At 59.1% G+C, this 17,781-nt stretch carries 14 protein-coding genes; 9 read left to right on the top strand and 5 right to left on the bottom strand.

The annotated features are described in order from the left end of the window. Positions 1–237: 237 nt before the first annotated feature. From moaE to KGB24_RS13410, 5 genes are all read right to left on the bottom strand, one after another. Positions 238–690: a molybdopterin synthase catalytic subunit MoaE gene (moaE, locus tag KGB24_RS13430; RefSeq protein ID WP_008025387.1), complete on the bottom strand. Its 453-nt coding sequence runs from the start codon at positions 688–690 to the stop codon at positions 238–240. A gap of 3 nt (positions 691–693) precedes the next feature. Continuing rightward, positions 694–936, bottom strand: coding sequence for a molybdopterin converting factor subunit 1 (moaD, locus tag KGB24_RS13425; protein ID WP_008025385.1), 243 nt, complete (start codon positions 934–936; stop codon positions 694–696). Further along, positions 933–1,406 (bottom strand): cyclic pyranopterin monophosphate synthase MoaC, encoded by a 474-nt coding sequence (gene moaC, locus KGB24_RS13420; RefSeq protein ID WP_008044525.1) that lies wholly within the window; start codon positions 1,404–1,406, stop codon positions 933–935. The genes moaD and moaC overlap by 4 nt, the downstream gene beginning before the upstream one ends. Before the next feature lie 241 nt (positions 1,407–1,647). After that, entirely contained in the window at positions 1,648–3,042 is a 1,395-nt protein-coding gene (locus tag KGB24_RS13415) for a PhoH family protein (protein WP_008025381.1), read from the bottom strand. A 335-nt stretch (positions 3,043–3,377) separates the two neighbouring features. Beyond that, complete coding sequence (locus KGB24_RS13410) at positions 3,378–4,502, bottom strand: polysaccharide deacetylase family protein (protein WP_223414586.1); 1,125 nt, start codon at positions 4,500–4,502, stop codon at positions 3,378–3,380. Positions 4,503–4,767: 265 nt separating this feature from the next. Between KGB24_RS13410 and yaaA the strand changes: the two genes are divergently transcribed. From yaaA to KGB24_RS13365, 9 genes are all read left to right on the top strand, one after another. Next, positions 4,768–5,547, top strand: coding sequence for a peroxide stress protein YaaA (yaaA, locus tag KGB24_RS13405; RefSeq protein WP_223414587.1), 780 nt, complete (start codon positions 4,768–4,770; stop codon positions 5,545–5,547). 823 nt (positions 5,548–6,370) lie between these two features. After that, on the top strand, positions 6,371–7,687 hold the full coding sequence (locus tag KGB24_RS13400) for a nucleotide sugar dehydrogenase (protein ID WP_223414588.1): 1,317 nt from the start codon (positions 6,371–6,373) through the stop codon (positions 7,685–7,687). Between the two features lie 179 nt (positions 7,688–7,866). Next, on the top strand, positions 7,867–9,348 hold the full coding sequence (alg8, locus tag KGB24_RS13395; RefSeq protein ID WP_392885477.1) for a mannuronan synthase: 1,482 nt from the start codon (positions 7,867–7,869) through the stop codon (positions 9,346–9,348). A gap of 36 nt (positions 9,349–9,384) precedes the next feature. Next, positions 9,385–10,554 carry an alginate biosynthesis protein Alg44 gene (locus KGB24_RS13390; protein ID WP_008025372.1) on the top strand — a complete coding sequence of 390 codons (1,170 nt, stop codon included), beginning with the start codon at positions 9,385–9,387 and terminating at the stop codon, positions 10,552–10,554. Positions 10,555–10,563: 9 nt separating this feature from the next. Next, on the top strand, positions 10,564–12,069 hold the full coding sequence (gene algK / locus KGB24_RS13385; protein ID WP_223414589.1) for an alginate biosynthesis TPR repeat lipoprotein AlgK: 1,506 nt from the start codon (positions 10,564–10,566) through the stop codon (positions 12,067–12,069). Next, positions 12,066–13,550: an alginate export family protein gene (locus KGB24_RS13380; RefSeq protein WP_223414590.1), complete on the top strand. Its 1,485-nt coding sequence runs from the start codon at positions 12,066–12,068 to the stop codon at positions 13,548–13,550. The genes algK and KGB24_RS13380 overlap by 4 nt, the downstream gene beginning before the upstream one ends. 26 nt (positions 13,551–13,576) lie before the next feature. Continuing rightward, positions 13,577–15,148, top strand: a complete 1,572-nt coding sequence (gene algG / locus KGB24_RS13375; RefSeq protein WP_223414591.1) for a mannuronan 5-epimerase AlgG — start codon at positions 13,577–13,579, stop codon at positions 15,146–15,148. Between the two features lie 10 nt (positions 15,149–15,158). Next, positions 15,159–16,607: an alginate O-acetyltransferase gene (locus tag KGB24_RS13370; protein ID WP_192227782.1), complete on the top strand. Its 1,449-nt coding sequence runs from the start codon at positions 15,159–15,161 to the stop codon at positions 16,605–16,607. 7 nt (positions 16,608–16,614) lie between these two features. Then, entirely contained in the window at positions 16,615–17,736 is a 1,122-nt protein-coding gene (locus KGB24_RS13365; protein WP_223414592.1) for a mannuronate-specific alginate lyase, read from the top strand. Positions 17,737–17,781: the final 45 nt, after the last annotated feature.

The raw sequence follows: 17,781 nt of genomic DNA, 5'->3' as shown, positions 1-17,781 counted from the left end.
TGTACTTATAATTCCATACTGGACTTTTATGTATGAACCGTCAATTGGGGGGAACGCGGATGTGCCGGCCGGTGGTCGGGCGGTGAGTCAGGAAGGTATTGGGTGATGCAGATGGCCTCTTCGCGGGCAAGCCTCGCTCCTACAGGGTTTTGTGTCGTTCACATAATATGCGTATGACACAAAACCCTGTAGGAGCGAGGCTTGCCCGCGAAGGCGTACTCAAAGGCGCCGCAGGGGTTACTGCTTCCAGCGATCCGCCGCTGCATGATCACTGTCACGCCCTTCCACCCAACGCGCGCCATCACGGGTGTTCTCTTTTTTCCAGAACGGTGCGCGGGTTTTCAGGTAGTCCATGACAAAGGCGCAGGCATCGAACGCGGCCTGGCGGTGGGCGCTGGCGGCGCCGACGAAGACGATCGGCTCACCCGGTTCCAGGGCGCCGATGCGGTGCAGCACTTCCAGCTTGAGCAACGGCCAGCGTTGTTCGGCCTCGATGGCGATCTTGCCGAGAGCCTTTTCGGTCATGCCCGGATAGTGCTCCAGGAACATCCCGGCCACGTCGAGCCCGTCATTGAAGTCGCGCACGTAACCGACAAAACTCACCACCGCACCGACGCCAACATTGGCGGCGTGCATGGCGTTGACTTCCGCACCCGGATCGAACGCCGTGGACTGCACGCGAATCGCCATGGTTCAGCCCCCGGTCACGGTCGGAAAGAACGCCACTTCATCGCCATCACTTACCGGCTCGTCGAGTTGGCAGAGGTCTTCGTTGCGGGCGCACATCAGGTTCTGCTCGCTCAACACATCGGCGCCGTCACGCTTGGCCAGCAGCGCGCGAACGTCATCGACGGTGGCGAAATCACCTTCAACTTTCACTGAGTCGACGCCCAGTGCTTCTCTATAACGAGCGAAAAACTTCACGGTGAGGTTCATGACTGATCCGCCTGGTAATGACCGCTCTTGCCCCCGAGTTTCTCCAGCAACCGCACGCTCTCGATGGTCATGCCACGATCCACGGCCTTGCACATGTCATAAATCGTCAGCGCCGCGACACTGGCTGCGGTCAGCGCTTCCATTTCGACACCGGTCTGCCCGGACAACTTGCAGCTCGCGACGATGCGCACGGTGTCGTCGCCTTCGGCACTCAGTTCGACCTTGACGCCGGTGAGCAGCAACGGATGGCACAGAGGAATCAGATCGCTGGTTTTCTTCGCCGCCTGAATGCCGGCGATGCGCGCTACGGCGAACACATCACCCTTGGGGTGACCGCCGCTGACGATCATTTGCAGGGTTTCGGGCAGCATGCGCACCCGCGCTTGAGCGGTGGCTTCACGGAACGTTACGTCTTTTTCAGTGACGTCGACCATGTTGGCGCGACCTTGGGAATCGAGATGAGTCAGCACAGGGTTACTCCTGATCAAGAGCCTCGATTGTAAACCCGTGGGTCAATCTTCCGCACGTTTGATTATGGAATCACGACAATCCCTTGTAGGAGCGAGGCTTGCCCGCGAAAAACGATAACGCGGTGTGCCTGACAGACTGCGTCGTACCCTTCGCGGGCAAGCCTCGCTCCTACAGGGGGATTTGTGTTGGGCATAAAAAACCGGGCGACCCGCGAGGGCCGCCCGGTTTATTTGGTGAGGGTTACAGATGCGATTCGGCGTATTCGGCCAGAATCGAACGAGGCACCCCTTGCAGGGTGATGTGCACACCGTTGGGGAAATCCTTGAAACGTTCAGTCAGGTAGGTCAGCCCGGAGCTGGTCGCGGACAGGTAAGGGGTGTCGATCTGCGCCAGGTTGCCCAGGCACACCACTTTGGAACCGGCGCCGGCACGGGTGATGATGGTTTTCATCTGGTGCGGCGTGAGGTTCTGGCATTCGTCGATCAAAATCAGGCTCTGCTGGAAGCTGCGACCCCGGATGTAGTTGAGGGATTTGAACTGCAACGGCACTTTGCTGAGGATGTAATCAACGCTGCCATGGGTGTTTTCGTCATCCATGTGCAAGGCTTCGAGGTTGTCGGTGATGGCGCCCAGCCACGGCTCCATTTTTTCCGCTTCGGTGCCGGGCAGGAAACCGATCTCCTGGTCCAGGCCCTGAACGCTGCGCGTCGCGATGATCCGGCGATAGCGTTTGCTGACCATGGTCTGCTCGATCGCCGCCGCCAGTGCCAGGATGGTTTTGCCGGAACCGGCCGCACCCGACAGGTTGACCAGGTGAATATCCGGATCAAGCAAGGCGTACAGCGCCAGGCTCTGATAGATGTCACGCGGTTTCAGGCCCCAGGCTTCCTGGTGCAACAGGGGTTCCTGATGCAGATCGAGAATCAGCAGTTTGTCTTCGTCGATCTCCTTGATCCAGCCGACAAAGCCCTGCTCATCGATGATGAACTCGTTGATGTGCACCGCCGGCAGGTTGTCGGTCAGCTTCACCTGGTGCCAGGTGCGGCCGTGGTCCTGACGGGTTTCGACATTACTCACGCGATCCCAGAAGGAGCCGTCCATGTTGTGATAACCATTGGGCAGCAACGAAACGTCGTCAACCAGTTGGTCGGTGCTGTAATCCTCGGCCGCGATCCCGCAGGCACGGGCCTTGAGGCGCATGTTGATGTCTTTGGTGACCAACACCACGGGCAGCTTTGGCGCGCGCGCGTGCAGGTCGATCAACTGGTTGATGATGATGTTGTCATTCAGGTGTTCGGGAAGAATGATGTTCGGTTCGGCACGTTTGCTCATCAGAATTGACAGCAAACCCTTGGGCCCACTTTTGCCACGCTGGATCGGCACCCCCAGCTCAACGTCTTCTGGGCTGGCTTCGCCCAGGGTCTTGTCGATCAGGCGAATCGCCTGACGGCATTCCGCAGCCACGCTGTGATGCCCGCTCTTGAGCTTGTCCAGCTCCTCAAGCACGGTCATCGGAATCGCGACGTGGTGTTCTTCGAAGTTCAGCAGGGCGTTTGGATCGTGAATCAATACGTTGGTATCGAGTACATAAAGGATTGGCTGGTTGGAGGAAGAACTACGTCCGTGATCATCCATACTCGGTCACCTTTGTGGGAGCCATTCGACGCAATACCTTGGCGGTGCTGCGCCTCGAAGTGACTGCCGAATTCACCTGTGATGATTCAAGTGAACTGCTCACAAAATGGGTCTTGGGAGACGCCACCTGTGTTGCAGGTTTCGGCGGTCTGTCTTCGTAATACTCCAAAACATGTGACAGAAAAAAGCACTTTGACGCTTTTTTGAAGTTTATTTTTCAGAGTGACGAATAGCCCTTGGCGTGCAGGCAATGTGCCGTTAAAGTCGGAAGTCCGCCTGCACTGAATTTCCTTCCAGAATCGCCTTAGCCCCAATGTTTACGGGCTTTCCCACTTTCAGCGAAACGCATCCTGACAATCTTCCCAACCGATCCCGCTGAGCGCCGTTTGCGTGACAAGCCAGGGCATCGCCGTTTTCACGCCATCCTGTTTAATGTTGAAATTGATCACCCCATGCCGCCACAACAGCATCAGGGTCAGCACGCGCTGCGCGCTCTGACTGGCCTTGAGTTTGCCGGCGCCGTCCTGGGCATCGATGTCCCACAGCGCCACTTGCAGGCCCTGGGATCTGAAGAAGCCTTGCGCGTCTGAACGGCGCTGACCATCGGGCGGACGAAACAACGGCACGTAGTTCTCCGGCAATTTGCTTTTGACCAGTTCGGCGCTGCGCCGCACCGAGTCCTGCCAGTCCTGCCAATGGCTGTGGGAGCGGAACTCCCAGCCTTGCACGCCGATGCACTGCGCCGAGTAAGTGGCTTGCAGGTTGGCGACGGAACGATCGCTCAGACGCGCCTGAATGTCCTTGCCAAGGACGAAAAACGTGCCCGTCATGTTGGACTTGCGCAGGTACTCGGTGACCCACGCCGTGTTGTCCGGCGCGGCGTTGGCGGCACTGTCGAAGGTCAACAGGAACAACCGGTCATGCATCTGCTCGCCGTTGCGCTCGTAGTCGCCAAAACGATCGACTTCACTGCTTGTTTGCGGAAACAGTGCGGCCTTGCGCAACTGCTCGTCGAGGTACTGCGCATGGAACAGTCGGCTCGGCTCGGACCACTTGATGTAGTAGCTGTCGGCACTGACCTGAAACTTGGCGGCTTGCTCACGCAAGGTGGCCATGTCCTCCACCAGATAACACCAGGAAGCGTCCTGATCACAACTCTGCTGGGCGAAGTTGTAGTTGGTCAGCAACTGTTGCCACATGCGCTGCCGCAGGCGGTTGACCGAGTCCAGGTTGATGGTGCGCAAGCCCAGGCGCTGGGCCAGGCTCGCGTCATCCAGCGATTCGCTGGCCAGCAGCACGCGCGCGAACATCAGAATCTCTGCCCGCGAGGCGACATCGAACAGCGTCGGGTTGCTGAGCTGTTCAGGCCAGGTGCTGCGATCGAGCGTCGCCACATCGCCCGGCGCCGCCATGGCACCGAAACTCAACAGCCACGCCGAAAAAAGAAAAACGATACGCAATGGGATGTCTCCATAACAAAACCCGCGCGGCACTATAGCTGATCCGGCCCCTATTCCCGCAGCGCCGCCAAACACCTGTAGGAGCGAGGCTTGCCCGCGAAGGCGGTGTTTCAGCCACTGATGTTCAAACTGATATACCGCTTTCGCGGGCAAGCCTCGCTCCTACAGGGGATTGCGCAAAGCCGTCGATCACCTATGGACTTGATAGCTGGAGTCAACACGGACAACCCCCTAGAATCGCCCCACGATTAAAGGAGACGACTTCATGCTGATGGTGATTTCCCCCGCCAAGACCCTCGATTACGAAACACCGCCGGCCACCCAGCGTTTCACCCAGCCGCAATACCTCGACCATTCCCAGGAGCTGATCCTGCAATTGCGCGACCTGACGCCGGCGCAGATCAGCGAGCTGATGCATGTCTCCGACAAGATCGGCGGGCTCAACGCCGCGCGTTTCGGCAGCTGGACGCCGGCGTTCACGCCTGAAAACGCCAAACAGGCCCTGCTGGCGTTCAAGGGTGACGTTTATACCGGTCTCAACGCGCAAACCTTCAGCGAAGCCGATTTCGATTACGCCCAACAGCATCTGCGCATGCTGTCCGGTCTGTATGGCCTGTTGCGTCCACTGGACCTGATGCAACCGTACCGTCTGGAAATGGGCACCAAATTGCCCAATGTCCGTGGCAAGGACCTGTATGCCTTCTGGGGCACGCGCATCAGCGAATGGTTGAACGAAGCCCTGGCCGATCAGGGCGATGATGTGCTGCTGAACCTGGCGTCCAACGAGTATTTCTCGGCGGTCAAACGCAGCGCCCTGAATGCCCGCATCATCAATACCGAGTTCAAGGACCTGAAAAACGGTCAGTACAAGATCATCAGCTTCTACGCGAAAAAGGCCCGAGGCATGATGAGCCGCTTCGTCATCGAAGAACGCATCAACGACCCCGCCGCACTCAAGCAGTTTGACGTGCAGGGCTATCGGTACAGTGCCGAGCAGTCTAAACCGGACAATCTGGTGTTCCTGCGCGATCACGCCCCCGAGTAAATGCACCCGGTCGGTGCACGACCGCAAAAGCGTCGTGCACCGCCTTCAAATCTCCAAACAATCCCCCGCCTTTTCCGCCAGTTATTTGGCGCCATTTTTCAAGCAATCAAAATCCTAACTTTAGTTTCACTCGACTTTCGTGATTTTTTTCAGTAGTGGCACTAAAAAAAATTATCAGTAGTGGCATAAAACTATCTAATCCAACGACGACCCTATGTATCAAGGGTGAAACAGCCGTTGCTATCAATATGAAAGCAGTGCCATCTTTTTCAATATTTCAAGAAATTTCAGAATTCGCGATGGGTGGACTGGAACTATGTCCAAATGCGTAGCTCATACCACCGGTAACCATTATCTCTGAACATGTACGAGATAACTTACGCAGAGAAGAGATTCACGTAGCGAAGTTGTCACAATAACTTCGGCTACATAATCCCTGATTTGGGCAACATCTGAAGGAAAGGAGATAACGCATCACTACTATCCCCTACACGGCCAAGGCAGCGCCCCTATAAACGTGCTCACCTGAGCACCAAACCGCTTGATTTACGGGCTTTCGGCCTGGCATTGAGCGCGCAAGACCTTTGCACGAAGGACCTCGACCAGAGGACTCGGCTGCATAACAGGGCAAGTCATAACAATAAGGCCTGGTTACGCACACCTTGAGTGCACTTATTTAGACACTCGGAACTTAGTATGCCTGTACACGGCATTGTGGCGCCTGACTGCCGCACTTCCGAGCGCACTACAACTGCTGAACACACTTAATTCCGGCCATGTAATGGCTTGTTGAACACAGTCTTGTTAACGAGAGGTAAATGCGATGCGCATCAGCATATTTGGTTTGGGTTACGTCGGTGCAGTATGTGCCGGTTGCCTGTCTGCACGGGGCCATGACGTCGTTGGCGTCGATGTCGCCAAAGACAAGATCGATATGATCAACGCCGGTAAATCACCGATTGTTGAACCAGGTTTGGGCGAACTGCTGGCCAAGGGTATCGAGACCGGTCGGCTGCGCGGTACGACCAACTTCGCGGAAGCGATTCGCGACACCGACCTGTCGATGATCTGCGTCGGCACGCCGAGCAAGAAGAACGGCGACCTGGAACTGAACTACATCGAAGCCGTGTGCCGCGAGATCGGTTTTGTCCTGCGTGACAAGACCACCCGCCACACCATCGTAGTTCGCAGCACCGTTTTGCCGGGCACTGTCGCAAACGTTGTCATCCCGATCCTCGAAGACTGCTCCGGCAAGAAAGCCGGTGTTGATTTCGGTGTGGCGGTGAACCCTGAGTTCCTGCGCGAAAGCACCGCGATCGCCGACTACGACCTGCCACCGATGACCGTCATCGGCGAATTCGACAAGGCGTCCGGCGACGTTCTGCAATCGCTGTACGAAGAACTCGACGCGCCGATCATCCGCAAGGACATCGCCGTTGCCGAGATGATCAAGTACACCTGCAACGTGTGGCACGCCACCAAGGTGACCTTCGCCAACGAGATCGGCAACATCGCCAAGGCGTGCGGCGTCGATGGTCGTGAAGTGATGGAAGTGGTCTGCCAGGACAAGACACTGAACCTGTCCCAGTACTACATGCGCCCTGGTTTCGCCTTCGGCGGTTCGTGCCTGCCCAAAGACGTGCGCGCCCTGACCTACCGCGCCGGCGCCCTGGACGTGGAATCGCCGCTGCTGAACTCGCTGATGCGCAGCAACGAATCCCAGGTGCAGAACGCCTTCGACATCGTTTCCAGCCACGACAAACGCAAAGTCGCCCTGCTGGGCCTGAGCTTCAAGGCCGGCACCGACGACCTGCGCGAAAGCCCGCTGGTTGATCTGGCAGAAATGCTGATCGGCAAAGGCTACGACCTGAGCATCTACGACGCCAACGTCGAATACGCCCGCGTTCACGGTGCGAACAAGGACTACATCGAGTCGAAGATTCCTCACGTTTCTTCCTTGCTCAATGCCGACTTCGACGAAGTGATCAACAACTCCGACGTGATCATCCTCGGCAACCGTGACGAAAAATTCCGCGCCCTGGCGCAGAACGCTCCGCACGGCAAGCAAGTGATCGACCTAGTCGGCTTCATGTCGAAAGCCACCAGCGTGAGTGGCCGCACCGAAGGCATCTGCTGGTAACACAGCCTCTGTAGGAGCCAGGCTTGCCGGCGAACCAGGCGCCACGGTGTGTCAGGTACGCCGCCTTCGCGGGCAAGCCTCGCTCCTACAGGTCTGATGAGACCGCTTGGCATTTACGCCTGCCTTAACCCCATCGGGCCACCCCACAGGCTCGCCCGAGATCGAGACGGATGCAGATTATGCACAGGCTAAAGCACGGCCTACTTCAGGCCGCCGGTTGGCTGTTTTACTTAAGTATTTTGATGGGCATCGCCATGGCGTTGCCTGTGTCCACGTTCGACTCCGAGTCGAAGGACTTCATTTTCCTGATCGGTATCGTCGGTATCTGGCGCTACTCGATGGGTGCCACGCACTTTCTGCGCGGCATGCTGTTTCTGTACGTGGTCTACCCGCACCTGCGGCGCAAAGTGCGCAAGCTGGGTAAAGCGGCAGACCCGTCCCATGTGTTTTTGATGGTCACCAGTTTCCGTATCGACGCGCTGACCACCGCCCAGGTCTACGCCTCGGTGATCCGCGAAGCGATCGACTGCGGCCTGCCGACCACCATGGTCTGCTCCATCGTGGAAATGTCCGATGAGAAGCTGGTGAAAAGCCTGTGGACCAAGATGAATCCACCGGAGCGCGTCAAGCTCGACTTCGTGCGCATTCCCGGCACCGGCAAGCGTGATGGCCTGGCCTACGGTTTCCGCGCCATCTCCCGTCACCTGCCGGACGACCGCGCCGTGGTGGCCGTGATCGATGGCGACACCGTGCTCGCCGAAGGCGTCGTGCTCAAGACCGTGCCGTGGTTCCAGCTATTCGGCAATGTCGGCGGCCTGACCACCAACGAATTCTGCGAAGTGCGCGGTGGCTACATCATGAGCGAGTGGCACAAACTGCGCTTCGCCCAACGCCACATCAACATGTGCTCGATGGCCTTGTCCAAGCGCGTGCTGACCATGACCGGCCGCATGTCGGTGTTCCGCGCCACCGTGGTCACCAACCCGGACTTCATCGCCGACGTGGAAAGCGACTCGCTGCAACACTGGCGCCTGGGCCGCTTCAAGTTCCTCACCGGTGACGACAAGTCGAGCTGGTTCAGCCTGATGCGCCTGGGTTACGACACGTTCTACGTGCCCGACGCGGCGATCCACACCGTGGAACACCCGCCGGAAAAAAGCTTCATCAAGGCCAGCCGCAAACTGATGTTCCGCTGGTACGGCAACAACCTGCGCCAGAACTCCCGCGCCCTGGGCCTGGGGATGAAGCGCCTCGGCCTGTTCACCTCGGTGGTGCTGTTCGATCAGCGTGTATCGATGTGGACGTCCTTGCTGGGCCTGACCGTCGCGCTCATCGCGTCGTTCAAGTACGGCACCGCGTTCATCCTCGTTTACCTGCTGTGGATCGGCATCACCCGCCTGATCCTGACCCTGCTGCTGTCCTGCTCCGGTCACCGGATCGGCCCGGCTTACCCGGCGATTCTCTATTACAACCAGATCGTCGGCGCGCTGGTGAAAATCTACGTGTTCTTCCGCCTCGACCAACAGTCCTGGACTCGCCAGCCCACTTCCCTGACCCGTGATCTCGCCAGCTTTCAACGTTGGTTCAACACCTGGTCGTCTCGGACCATGACCTTCTCCGCCGGCAGCATTTTTGTCGCCGTGCTGCTGATGATGGTCTGACCGCCCCCTTATTGAATTAACCAGGAAATCGCCCCTATGAATACCGCCGTCAACGCCAATGTAGTGCATGAATCCGAAGCCCAGCGCCAACACGCCCGAGTGAAAATTCCGGCCAAGCTGCGTTTCTTCGGCCCGGACCGCACGCCGGTTGAAGCCCGGGTCCTCGACCTCTCCGCCGGCGGCCTGGCGTTCAACGCCGGTCAGCTGCCGTTGAAGGTCGGCGATGTGCACAAGGCTCGCCTGCAGTTCGTCATCGATAACCTCGGCCTGGCCATGGACGTAGAGATGCAAGTGCGCTCCTTCGACCGCCAGACCGGCCGTGCCGGTTGCCAGTTCCAGAACCTGGAACCGCAAGACATCTCGACCCTGCGCCACCTGATCACTTCGCACCTGGCCGGCGACATCGTCAGCATGGGTGAAGTGCTGGCGACCCTGCAGCGCGACAACTTCACCAAAGCGCGCAAGGTCAAGGATGGCGGCCACGGCATGACCGCGTTCGGTCGCCTGCGCGCCGTGACCTTCAGCCTGGGGATTTTCCTCGTCGGTCTGGCGGCGTTCGGTTTCATTTTCAAATCGGTGTACGGCATGTACTTCGTCAGCCACGCGCAGGCCGGTCTGGTCAGCGTGCCGGGCATGAGCATCACCATGCCCCGTGACGGCACCGTGCAAAGCCTGATCAAGGCCGATGGCGTTGCCGCCAAAGGCGCGCCACTGGCGACGTTCAGCACCAGCATGCTCGACGTGCTCAAAGGCCATCTTGACGACAATCAACTGCAACCGGCCAAGGTTGAAGAACTGTTCGGCAAGCAAATGACCGGCACCCTGACCTCGCCATGCGATTGCACCGTGGCCCAGCAATTGGTCGCCGACGGTCAGTACGCCAGCAAGGGCGACGTGATCTTCCAACTGGTGCCGCGTAACAGCGAAGCCAACGTTGAAGCGCGCTTCTCCTATCGCCAGTTCAGCGACGTGCGCCCAGGTACCAACGTCAACTTCCAGATTGCCGGCGAAGACAAGACCCGCACCGGCAAGATCGTCAGCAGCACCAGCCTGAAAAGCGCCGACCTGTCGTCCGACATCCGCGTGCTGATCCAGCCGGACGAACCGCTGGACAGCAAGTTCGCCGGTCGCCCGGTTGAAGTGAACAGCGACCGTGGCCCGAACCTGAACTGGCTGATCGATAAAGCCATGGCTTCCGGTCTTTAAGTCGAGGACATGCCTGTGACGACTCCTACCTTGAACACACCGCAGACCCTGTGGGAGCGAGCCTGCTCGCGATGGGATCAACGCGGTTCAACTGATGCACCGCGCTGCCTGAATCGCCAGCAGGCTGGCTCCCACATTGGAACAGTGTGTGCCTTGGCATTGGCCGTCAGCCTGGCCGGTTGCGCCGGTCTGCCGGATCAGCGTCTGGCCAATGAAGCGCTCAAGCGCGGCGACACCGCGCTGGCTCAGCAGAACTACAAGCAACTGGCCGACCTGGGCTACAGCGAGGCTCAAGTAGGCCTCGCCGATATCCAGGTCGACAGCCGCGACCCGACGCAGCTCAAACAGGCCGAGGCGACTTACCGCGCGGCGGCCGACGTTTCGCCGCGAGCGCAGGCTCGCCTGGGTCGCTTGCTGGTGGCCAAACCCGGCTCCACCGAAGCCGAACAGCACGAAGCTGAAGCCCTGTTGAAAAAGGCTTCGGCCAATGGCGAAGGCAACACGCTGATCCCGCTGGCGATGCTGTACCTGCAATACCCGCACAGTTTCCCCAACGTCAACGCGCAACAGCAGATCAGCCAATGGCGCGCCGAAGGCAAACCGGAAGCCGGCCTGGCCCAGGTGCTGCTCTATCGCACCCAAGGCACTTACGACCAGCACCTGGACGAAGTCGCAACGATCTGCAAAGCGGCGTTGAACACCACCGACATCTGCTACGTCGAGCTGGCCACGGTTTACCAGAAACAAGGCAAACCGGAACAGCAAGCCGAGCTGATCAAACAGATGCAAGCGGCACATACCCGTGGCACCGTTTCCGCTCAGCGCGTGGACAGCGTCGCTCGTGTGCTTGGTGATGCAAGCCTGGGCAAGACCGACGAAAAAACCGCTCAGGCGCTGCTCGAAGACATCGCCCCCGCCTACCCCGCTTCGTGGGTCAGCCTGGCGCAATTGCTCTACGACTTCCCGGAACTCGGCGACGTCGACACGATGATGAAGTACCTGGACAACGGCCGCGCCGCTGACCAGCCACGCGCCGAACTGTTGCTCGGCAAGCTCTACTACGAAGGCAAATGGGTGCCGGCGGACGCGAAAGTCGCCGAAGCACATTTCCAGAAAGCCGTCGGCAAAGAAGTCGCCGCCGATTACTACCTCGGCCAGATCTACCGTCGCGGTTACCTGGGCAAGGTCTATTCGCAGAAGGCACTGGACCACTTGCTGACCGCTGCACGCAACGGCCAGAACAGCGCCGACTTCGCCATCGCCCAACTGTTTTCCCAAGGCAAGGGCACCAAGCCCGACCCGCTTAACGCTTATGTCTTCAGCCAATTGGCCAAGGCCCAGAACACTCCGCAGGCCACCGAGCTTGCGCAAACTCTCGAAGCCCAACTGCCGCCTGCCCAGCTGGCCGAGGCCCAACGCCTGTTGAAACAAGAACAGGCCGTTCGTGGTGCCTTGAGCCAGAACACGCTGGAACTGCATGCCCTGCAAGAAGAAGACGGCGAGGAATCCCTATGAAGTTGAATCCATTCATGAAGGCCGGCATCGGTCTGACGTTTGCGCTGATCTGGTCTTGCCCGACCCTGGCGGCAATCACCGAAACCAAAAATTTCGGTCTGGACGTAAAAATCACCGGCCAGTCCGAAGACGACCGTGACCTCGGCACTGCCAGCGGCGGCGACGTCAATGGCGTCGGTCTCGACCTGCGTCCCTGGGTCTACGGCGAAAGCGGCGCGTGGAGCGCCTACGCCATGGGTCAGGCCGTAACGTCCACCGACATCATCGAAACCGACACCTTGCAGCAGTCCGACAGCGACGGCACCCAGACCACCGACAACGGTGATCGCAAGACCAAGAAAAACTACCTGGCCATGCGCGAATTCTGGGTCGGCTACAGCGGCCTGACGCCGTATCCGGGCGAGCAGTTGAAACTCGGTCGTCAACGCCTGCGCAACGACGACGGCCAATGGCGCGACACCAACATCGAAGCCCTGAACTGGACCTTCGACACCACGCTGTTGCGCGCCAACGTCGGCGTCGCCGAACGCTTCAGCGAATACCGCACCGACCTCAAAGAGTTGGCGCCGAAAGACAAGGATCGCCTGCACGTTTACGCCGACACGGCGTATCAATGGACACCGGGCAACTGGGTCGGCATTCGCGGTCATCACACTCACGACGACGGCAAGCTCGACTACCCGGAGCCGGGCGTGCCCGGCGACTCGCTGGACAAGAAACAGAACGGCGACATCAGCTGGCTCGGCCTCACCGCTGACAGCGACGCCTACAACTACCGCAACACCAACACCGTCAATTACTGGGGCAGCGTCACCGGCATGAGCGGCGACACCGACACGGTGAATCAGCTCAACGCCGACGGCTCCCGCCCGACGGAAGCCAAGCGCGGTGAAGACCTCAACGGCTGGGCCACCGATATCGGCGTGCGCCTGCGCCTCGATCCGCAATGGCAAGTCGGTGCAGCCTATGCCCGCGCCAGTGCCGATTACGAACAGAACGGCCTGGAAAGCAACCGCTCGAACTACACCGGTACGCGCTCGCGGGTTCACCGTTTCGGCGAAGCGTTCCGCGGCGAAATGAACAACATGCAAACCGCTACGTTGTTCGGTTCGTGGATGCTCAACGACGAGTACGACGCCAGCGTGATCTACCACAAATTCTGGCGCGTTGACGGCAACAAGCCGGTCGGCAGCAACGGCATCAACGCCGTCGAGAACGACACCGATCCAACCGGCGCGATTCTCTCCAGCACGTCCCTGCCGCTGGAAGATGGCAACAAAGACCTCGGCCAGGAAATGGACCTTGTGGTCACCAAGTACTTCAAGCAAGGCCTGTTGCCTGCCGCGCTGAGCCAGTCGATCGACGAACCGTCGGCCCTGGTGCGCTTGCGTGGCGGCGTGTTCAAGCCGGGCGATGCCTATGGCAAAGAAGTCGACTCGTACATGCACCGCGCGTTCATCGACGTGATCTGGCGCTTCTGATGCGAACCGCTAAGGGAGTTCCTGACATGAACAGTCCGAAGAGAGGCTCGTTGACCTTGCTGGCCGGCGCGATGCTGCTGGCAAGCTCGGCCGCCTTCGCCAACGTGGAACCGACCAAGCCGGTAACCATGGCCAAGGAACTGCAACAGGCCAAGACCTACACCGTCAGCAGCGCCCCGACCGCGCCGCTGGAACTGGAAAAGCCGACGCTGCCAGACACCGCCGGCTACACCGCCGACGCCATCGCCGCGAAAATCGTGCGCACCAAGGCCGGCAAAATCAGCGTGCGTCGGATGATGCAAGAGAACGCGCTGAAGGACTTCATCGGCGGCGACAACAAGATGGCCGAATGGGTGGTGCGTCAGCACGGTATCCCGCAGGCGATCTTCATCGACGACGGCTACATGAACCTCAAGGACCTGGCGACGAAGCTGCCCAAGCAGTACTTCAGCGAAACCTCGCCCGGCGTTTTCCTGGCGAAGTTGCCGATTGTGGTCGGTGAGAAAGGCATCCTCGAAATCGACAAGCAGACCCAGGAATTGCGCCTGTCCCAAGAGGCCGGTTCATTCCTGGTCAACGACGGCCAGCTGTTTGTGCGCGACACCAAAATCACTGGCTGGCGCGAGAAGGACAACGGCCCGGCGACGTTCAAGTCGCCGAAGGAATTCCGTCCGTTCCTGCTGGCCTGGGGCGGCACCCAGACGTACATCGCCAACAGCAAAATGGCCAGTTTCGGCTACGCCAACAGTAAGTCGTATGGCGTGAGTATTTCCCAGTACACGCCGAACATGGCCAAGGTGCTCAAGCGTCCTGAACCGACCGGCTGGATCATCGGTTCCGAGTTCTCGGACATGTGGTACGGCTTCTACTGCTACGAAACCCGCGACTTCGTGGTCAAGGGCAACACCTACAAAGACAACATCGTCTACGGCATCGACCCGCATGACCGTTCACACGGTCTGATCATCGCCGACAACACCGTTTACGGGACCAAGAAGAAGCACGGGATCATTATTTCCCGTGAGGTCAACGACAGCTTCATCTTCAACAACCGCAGCTACGACAACAAGTTGTCGGGCCTGGTGATCGACCGGAACAGCGTCAACAACATCATCGCCTACAACGAGATCTACAAGAACCACACCGACGGCATCACCCTCTACGAGAGTGCTGACAACCTGCTGTGGGCGAACAAGGTGATCAGCAACCGTCGCCACGGCATCCGCATTCGTAACAGCGTGAACATTCGCCTGTATGAAAACCTGTCCATGGCCAACGGCCTGACCGGCGTCTACGGCCACATCAAGGACCTGAGCGACACCGACCGGGACATCAAGCTCGACCCGTTCGACGCCCAGGTGTCGCTGATCGTTGTCGGCGGTGAACTGGCCGGCAACGGCAGTGGCCCGCTGTCCATCGACTCGCCGCTGAGCGTCGAGCTGTATCGCGTGTCCATGCTTGCCCCGACCAAATCCAGCGGCATCAGCTTCAGCGGGATTCTCGGCGAGCGTCAGGATGAAATTCTCGACCTGCTGGTACGCCAGCAGAAAGCCGTGCTGATCGACCCTGTCGAACGCCAGACCGAAATGCGGGACTGAGGATAATTTTATGCACCCACACTTGATCAAATTACTCAGCTTGTCGGCCCTGACCGCCGGCATTCTCGCGGCCAGCGGCGGCGTTCGTGCAGATGAAGCCAAAGCGCCGACATTCAGCGCCGAACCGTGCTGCAACCTGTGCCCCGAAGCCCACGACGCGAAGAACTACACCACGCGTTACCAGCAGAACTTCACCACGCTGGTGCAGGCTCAGGGTGACTGGTTGTTCCGTACGCAAGAAGACTTGCGCACCGAATTCGACACCACCCCCGCCGGCTACAAACGCATGAAAGAACTGCACGATGCGTTCAAGAGCAAAGGCGTGGAGCTGGTGATTGTTTACCAACCCACTCGTGGCCTGGTGAACCGCAACAAGCTCAATCCGGAAGACAAGGCCAGGTTCGATTTCGACAAGGCGCTGAGGAACTACAAGACCATGCTCGGCCGCTTTGCCGCCATGGGTTACGTGGTGCCGGACCTGTCGCCGCTGACCAACGAGTCGCTGCCCGATACCCTGCCCGCCCACGACTTCTACTTCCGTGGCGACCAGCACTGGACGCCGTATGGCGCCCAGCGCACGGCAAAAATCGTCGGCGAGAAAATCAAGCAACTGCCTGAGTTTGCCGGCATTCCCAAGCGTGAATTCGAGAGCCACAAGTCGGGTCGCATGGGCAAGACCGGAACGTTGCACAACATGGCCGGTCAACTCTGTGGCACCAGCTACGCGATCCAGTACATGGATCAATTCACTACCGAGCCAAAAGGCGAAGCAGCGGATGGCGATCTGTTCAGTGATTCCGGCAACCCGGAAATCACCTTGGTCGGCACCAGCCACAGTGGCAAGAACTACAACTTCGCCGGTTTCCTCGAAGAGGCCATCGGCGCCGACATCCTCAACGTGGCGTTCCCCGGCGGTGGCCTGGAAGGTTCGATGCTGCAGTACCTGGGCAGCGAAGAGTTCCAGACCAAGCCGCCGAAGATTCTGATCTGGGAATTTTCGCCGCTCTATCGCCTCGACCAGGAAACCATCTACCGCCAGATGATGGCGCTGCTGGACAACGGTTGCGAAGGCAAGGATGCACAGATGTCCGGCAGCACCACGTTGAAACCGGGCAAGAACGAATTGATGGTCAACAGCAAGAACCTGAACCTGCAAAACAGCAGTCACCAGGTCGACATCCGTTTCGCCGATCCGTCGGTGAAAACCCTGCAAGCCACCCTCTGGTACATGAACGGTCGCCACGAGGACATAAAGATCGAAAAACCGGAAACCTCCGACACCGACGGGCGTTTCGCCTTTGAGTTGCGCACGGACGAAGACTGGGCCTCGCAGAATCTGCTGGCCGTCGAAATCCAGGGTCCTGAAGCAGGTGCCGCGCAGCAGAAAGTCGAAGCGAAAATCTGCAAACGCAACGTGTTCCCGAGTGCCGAGCAGCGTACTGCTTCGGTCGGGCAATGAGGCAATCATGCAAACCCGAACTTTGAAAAAACTACTCGCGCCCTCCCTGCTGACGCTGGCGATGTTCGCTGGCGCCACCCAGGCCGCCGCGCCGCTGCGTCCGCCACAGGGTTACTTCGCGCCGATTGAAAAAGTCAAAACCGGCGACAGCAAAGAAGGCTGTGACGCGATGCCGACGCCGTACACCGGCGCGCTGCAATTTCGCAGCAAATACGAAGGTTCCGACAAGGCCCGTTCGACCCTGAACGAGGTATCGGAAAAAGCCTTCCGCGACACCACCGCCGACATCACCAAGATCGAGCGCGGCACCAGCAAGCGCGTGATGCAGTTCATGCGTGACGGTCGCCCGGAACAGCTTGAATGCACGCTGAACTGGTTGACCGCCTGGGCCAAGGCCGATGCGTTGATGTCCAAAGACTTCAACCACACCGGCAAATCGATGCGCAAATGGGCGTTGGGCAGCATGGCGTCTTCGTACATCCGCCTGAAATTCTCCGACTCGCACCCGTTGGCGAACCATCAGCAAGAGTCGCAGTTGATTGAAGCCTGGTTCAGCAAAATGGCCGATCAGGTGGTCAGCGATTGGGACAACCTGCCGCTGGAACAAACCAACAACCACTCGTACTGGGCCGCGTGGTCGGTGATGGCAACGTCCGTCGCCACCAACCGCCGCGACCTGTTCGACTGGGCCGTGAAGGAATACAAGGTCGGCGCCAATCAGGTCGACGCCCAAGGCTTCTTGCCCAACGAACTCAAGCGCCAGCAACGCGCCCTCGCCTATCACAACTACGCCCTGCCGCCGTTGGCGATGATCGCCAGTTTCGCTCAGGTCAACGGTGTGGATCTGCGTCAGGAAAACAACGGCGCGTTGAAACGTTTGGGTGATCGAGTTCTCGCCGGGGTTAATGACCCCGACATCTTCGAGAACAAGAACGGCAAGGAACAGGACATGACCGACCTCAAGGTCGACTCGAAATTCGCCTGGCTCGAACCGTTCTGCACGCTCTACACCTGCTCGCCGGATGTGCTTGAGAAAAAGCACGAGATGCAACCGTTCAAGACCTTCCGCCTCGGGGGTGACCTGACCAAGGTCTACGACCCGGCGAACGAAAAAGGCAAAGGTTCTTAACGCATAACCCTTGTAGGAGCGAGGCTTGCCCGCGAAGACGGTCGG

The sequence above is a fragment of the Pseudomonas sp. BF-RE-25 genome (assembly GCF_019956105.1).
Classification (GTDB): domain Bacteria; phylum Pseudomonadota; class Gammaproteobacteria; order Pseudomonadales; family Pseudomonadaceae; genus Aquipseudomonas; species Aquipseudomonas migulae.
The sequence above is the reverse complement of the archived record's forward strand: the minus strand, read 5'-3'. Positions and strand labels throughout refer to the sequence as shown.

Bases quoted from the DNA above. Each gene is read 5' to 3' on its own strand.
- alg8 (WP_392885477.1), top strand. From the start codon at position 7,867: ATGCACAGGCTAAAGCACGGCCTACTTCAGGCCGCCGGTTGGCTGTTT.
- KGB24_RS13380 (WP_223414590.1), top strand. From the start codon at position 12,066: ATGAAGTTGAATCCATTCATGAAGGCCGGCATCGGTCTGACGTTTGCG.
- yaaA (WP_223414587.1), top strand. From the start codon at position 4,768: ATGCTGATGGTGATTTCCCCCGCCAAGACCCTCGATTACGAAACACCG.
- KGB24_RS13365 (WP_223414592.1), top strand. From the start codon at position 16,615: ATGCAAACCCGAACTTTGAAAAAACTACTCGCGCCCTCCCTGCTGACG.
- algK (WP_223414589.1), top strand. From the start codon at position 10,564: ATGCCTGTGACGACTCCTACCTTGAACACACCGCAGACCCTGTGGGAG.
- moaE (WP_008025387.1), bottom strand. From the start codon at position 690: ATGGCGATTCGCGTGCAGTCCACGGCGTTCGATCCGGGTGCGGAAGTC.
- KGB24_RS13415 (WP_008025381.1), bottom strand. From the start codon at position 3,042: ATGGATGATCACGGACGTAGTTCTTCCTCCAACCAGCCAATCCTTTAT.
- algG (WP_223414591.1), top strand. From the start codon at position 13,577: ATGAACAGTCCGAAGAGAGGCTCGTTGACCTTGCTGGCCGGCGCGATG.
- KGB24_RS13390 (WP_008025372.1), top strand. From the start codon at position 9,385: ATGAATACCGCCGTCAACGCCAATGTAGTGCATGAATCCGAAGCCCAG.
- moaD (WP_008025385.1), bottom strand. From the start codon at position 936: ATGAACCTCACCGTGAAGTTTTTCGCTCGTTATAGAGAAGCACTGGGC.
- KGB24_RS13370 (WP_192227782.1), top strand. From the start codon at position 15,159: ATGCACCCACACTTGATCAAATTACTCAGCTTGTCGGCCCTGACCGCC.
- KGB24_RS13400 (WP_223414588.1), top strand. From the start codon at position 6,371: ATGCGCATCAGCATATTTGGTTTGGGTTACGTCGGTGCAGTATGTGCC.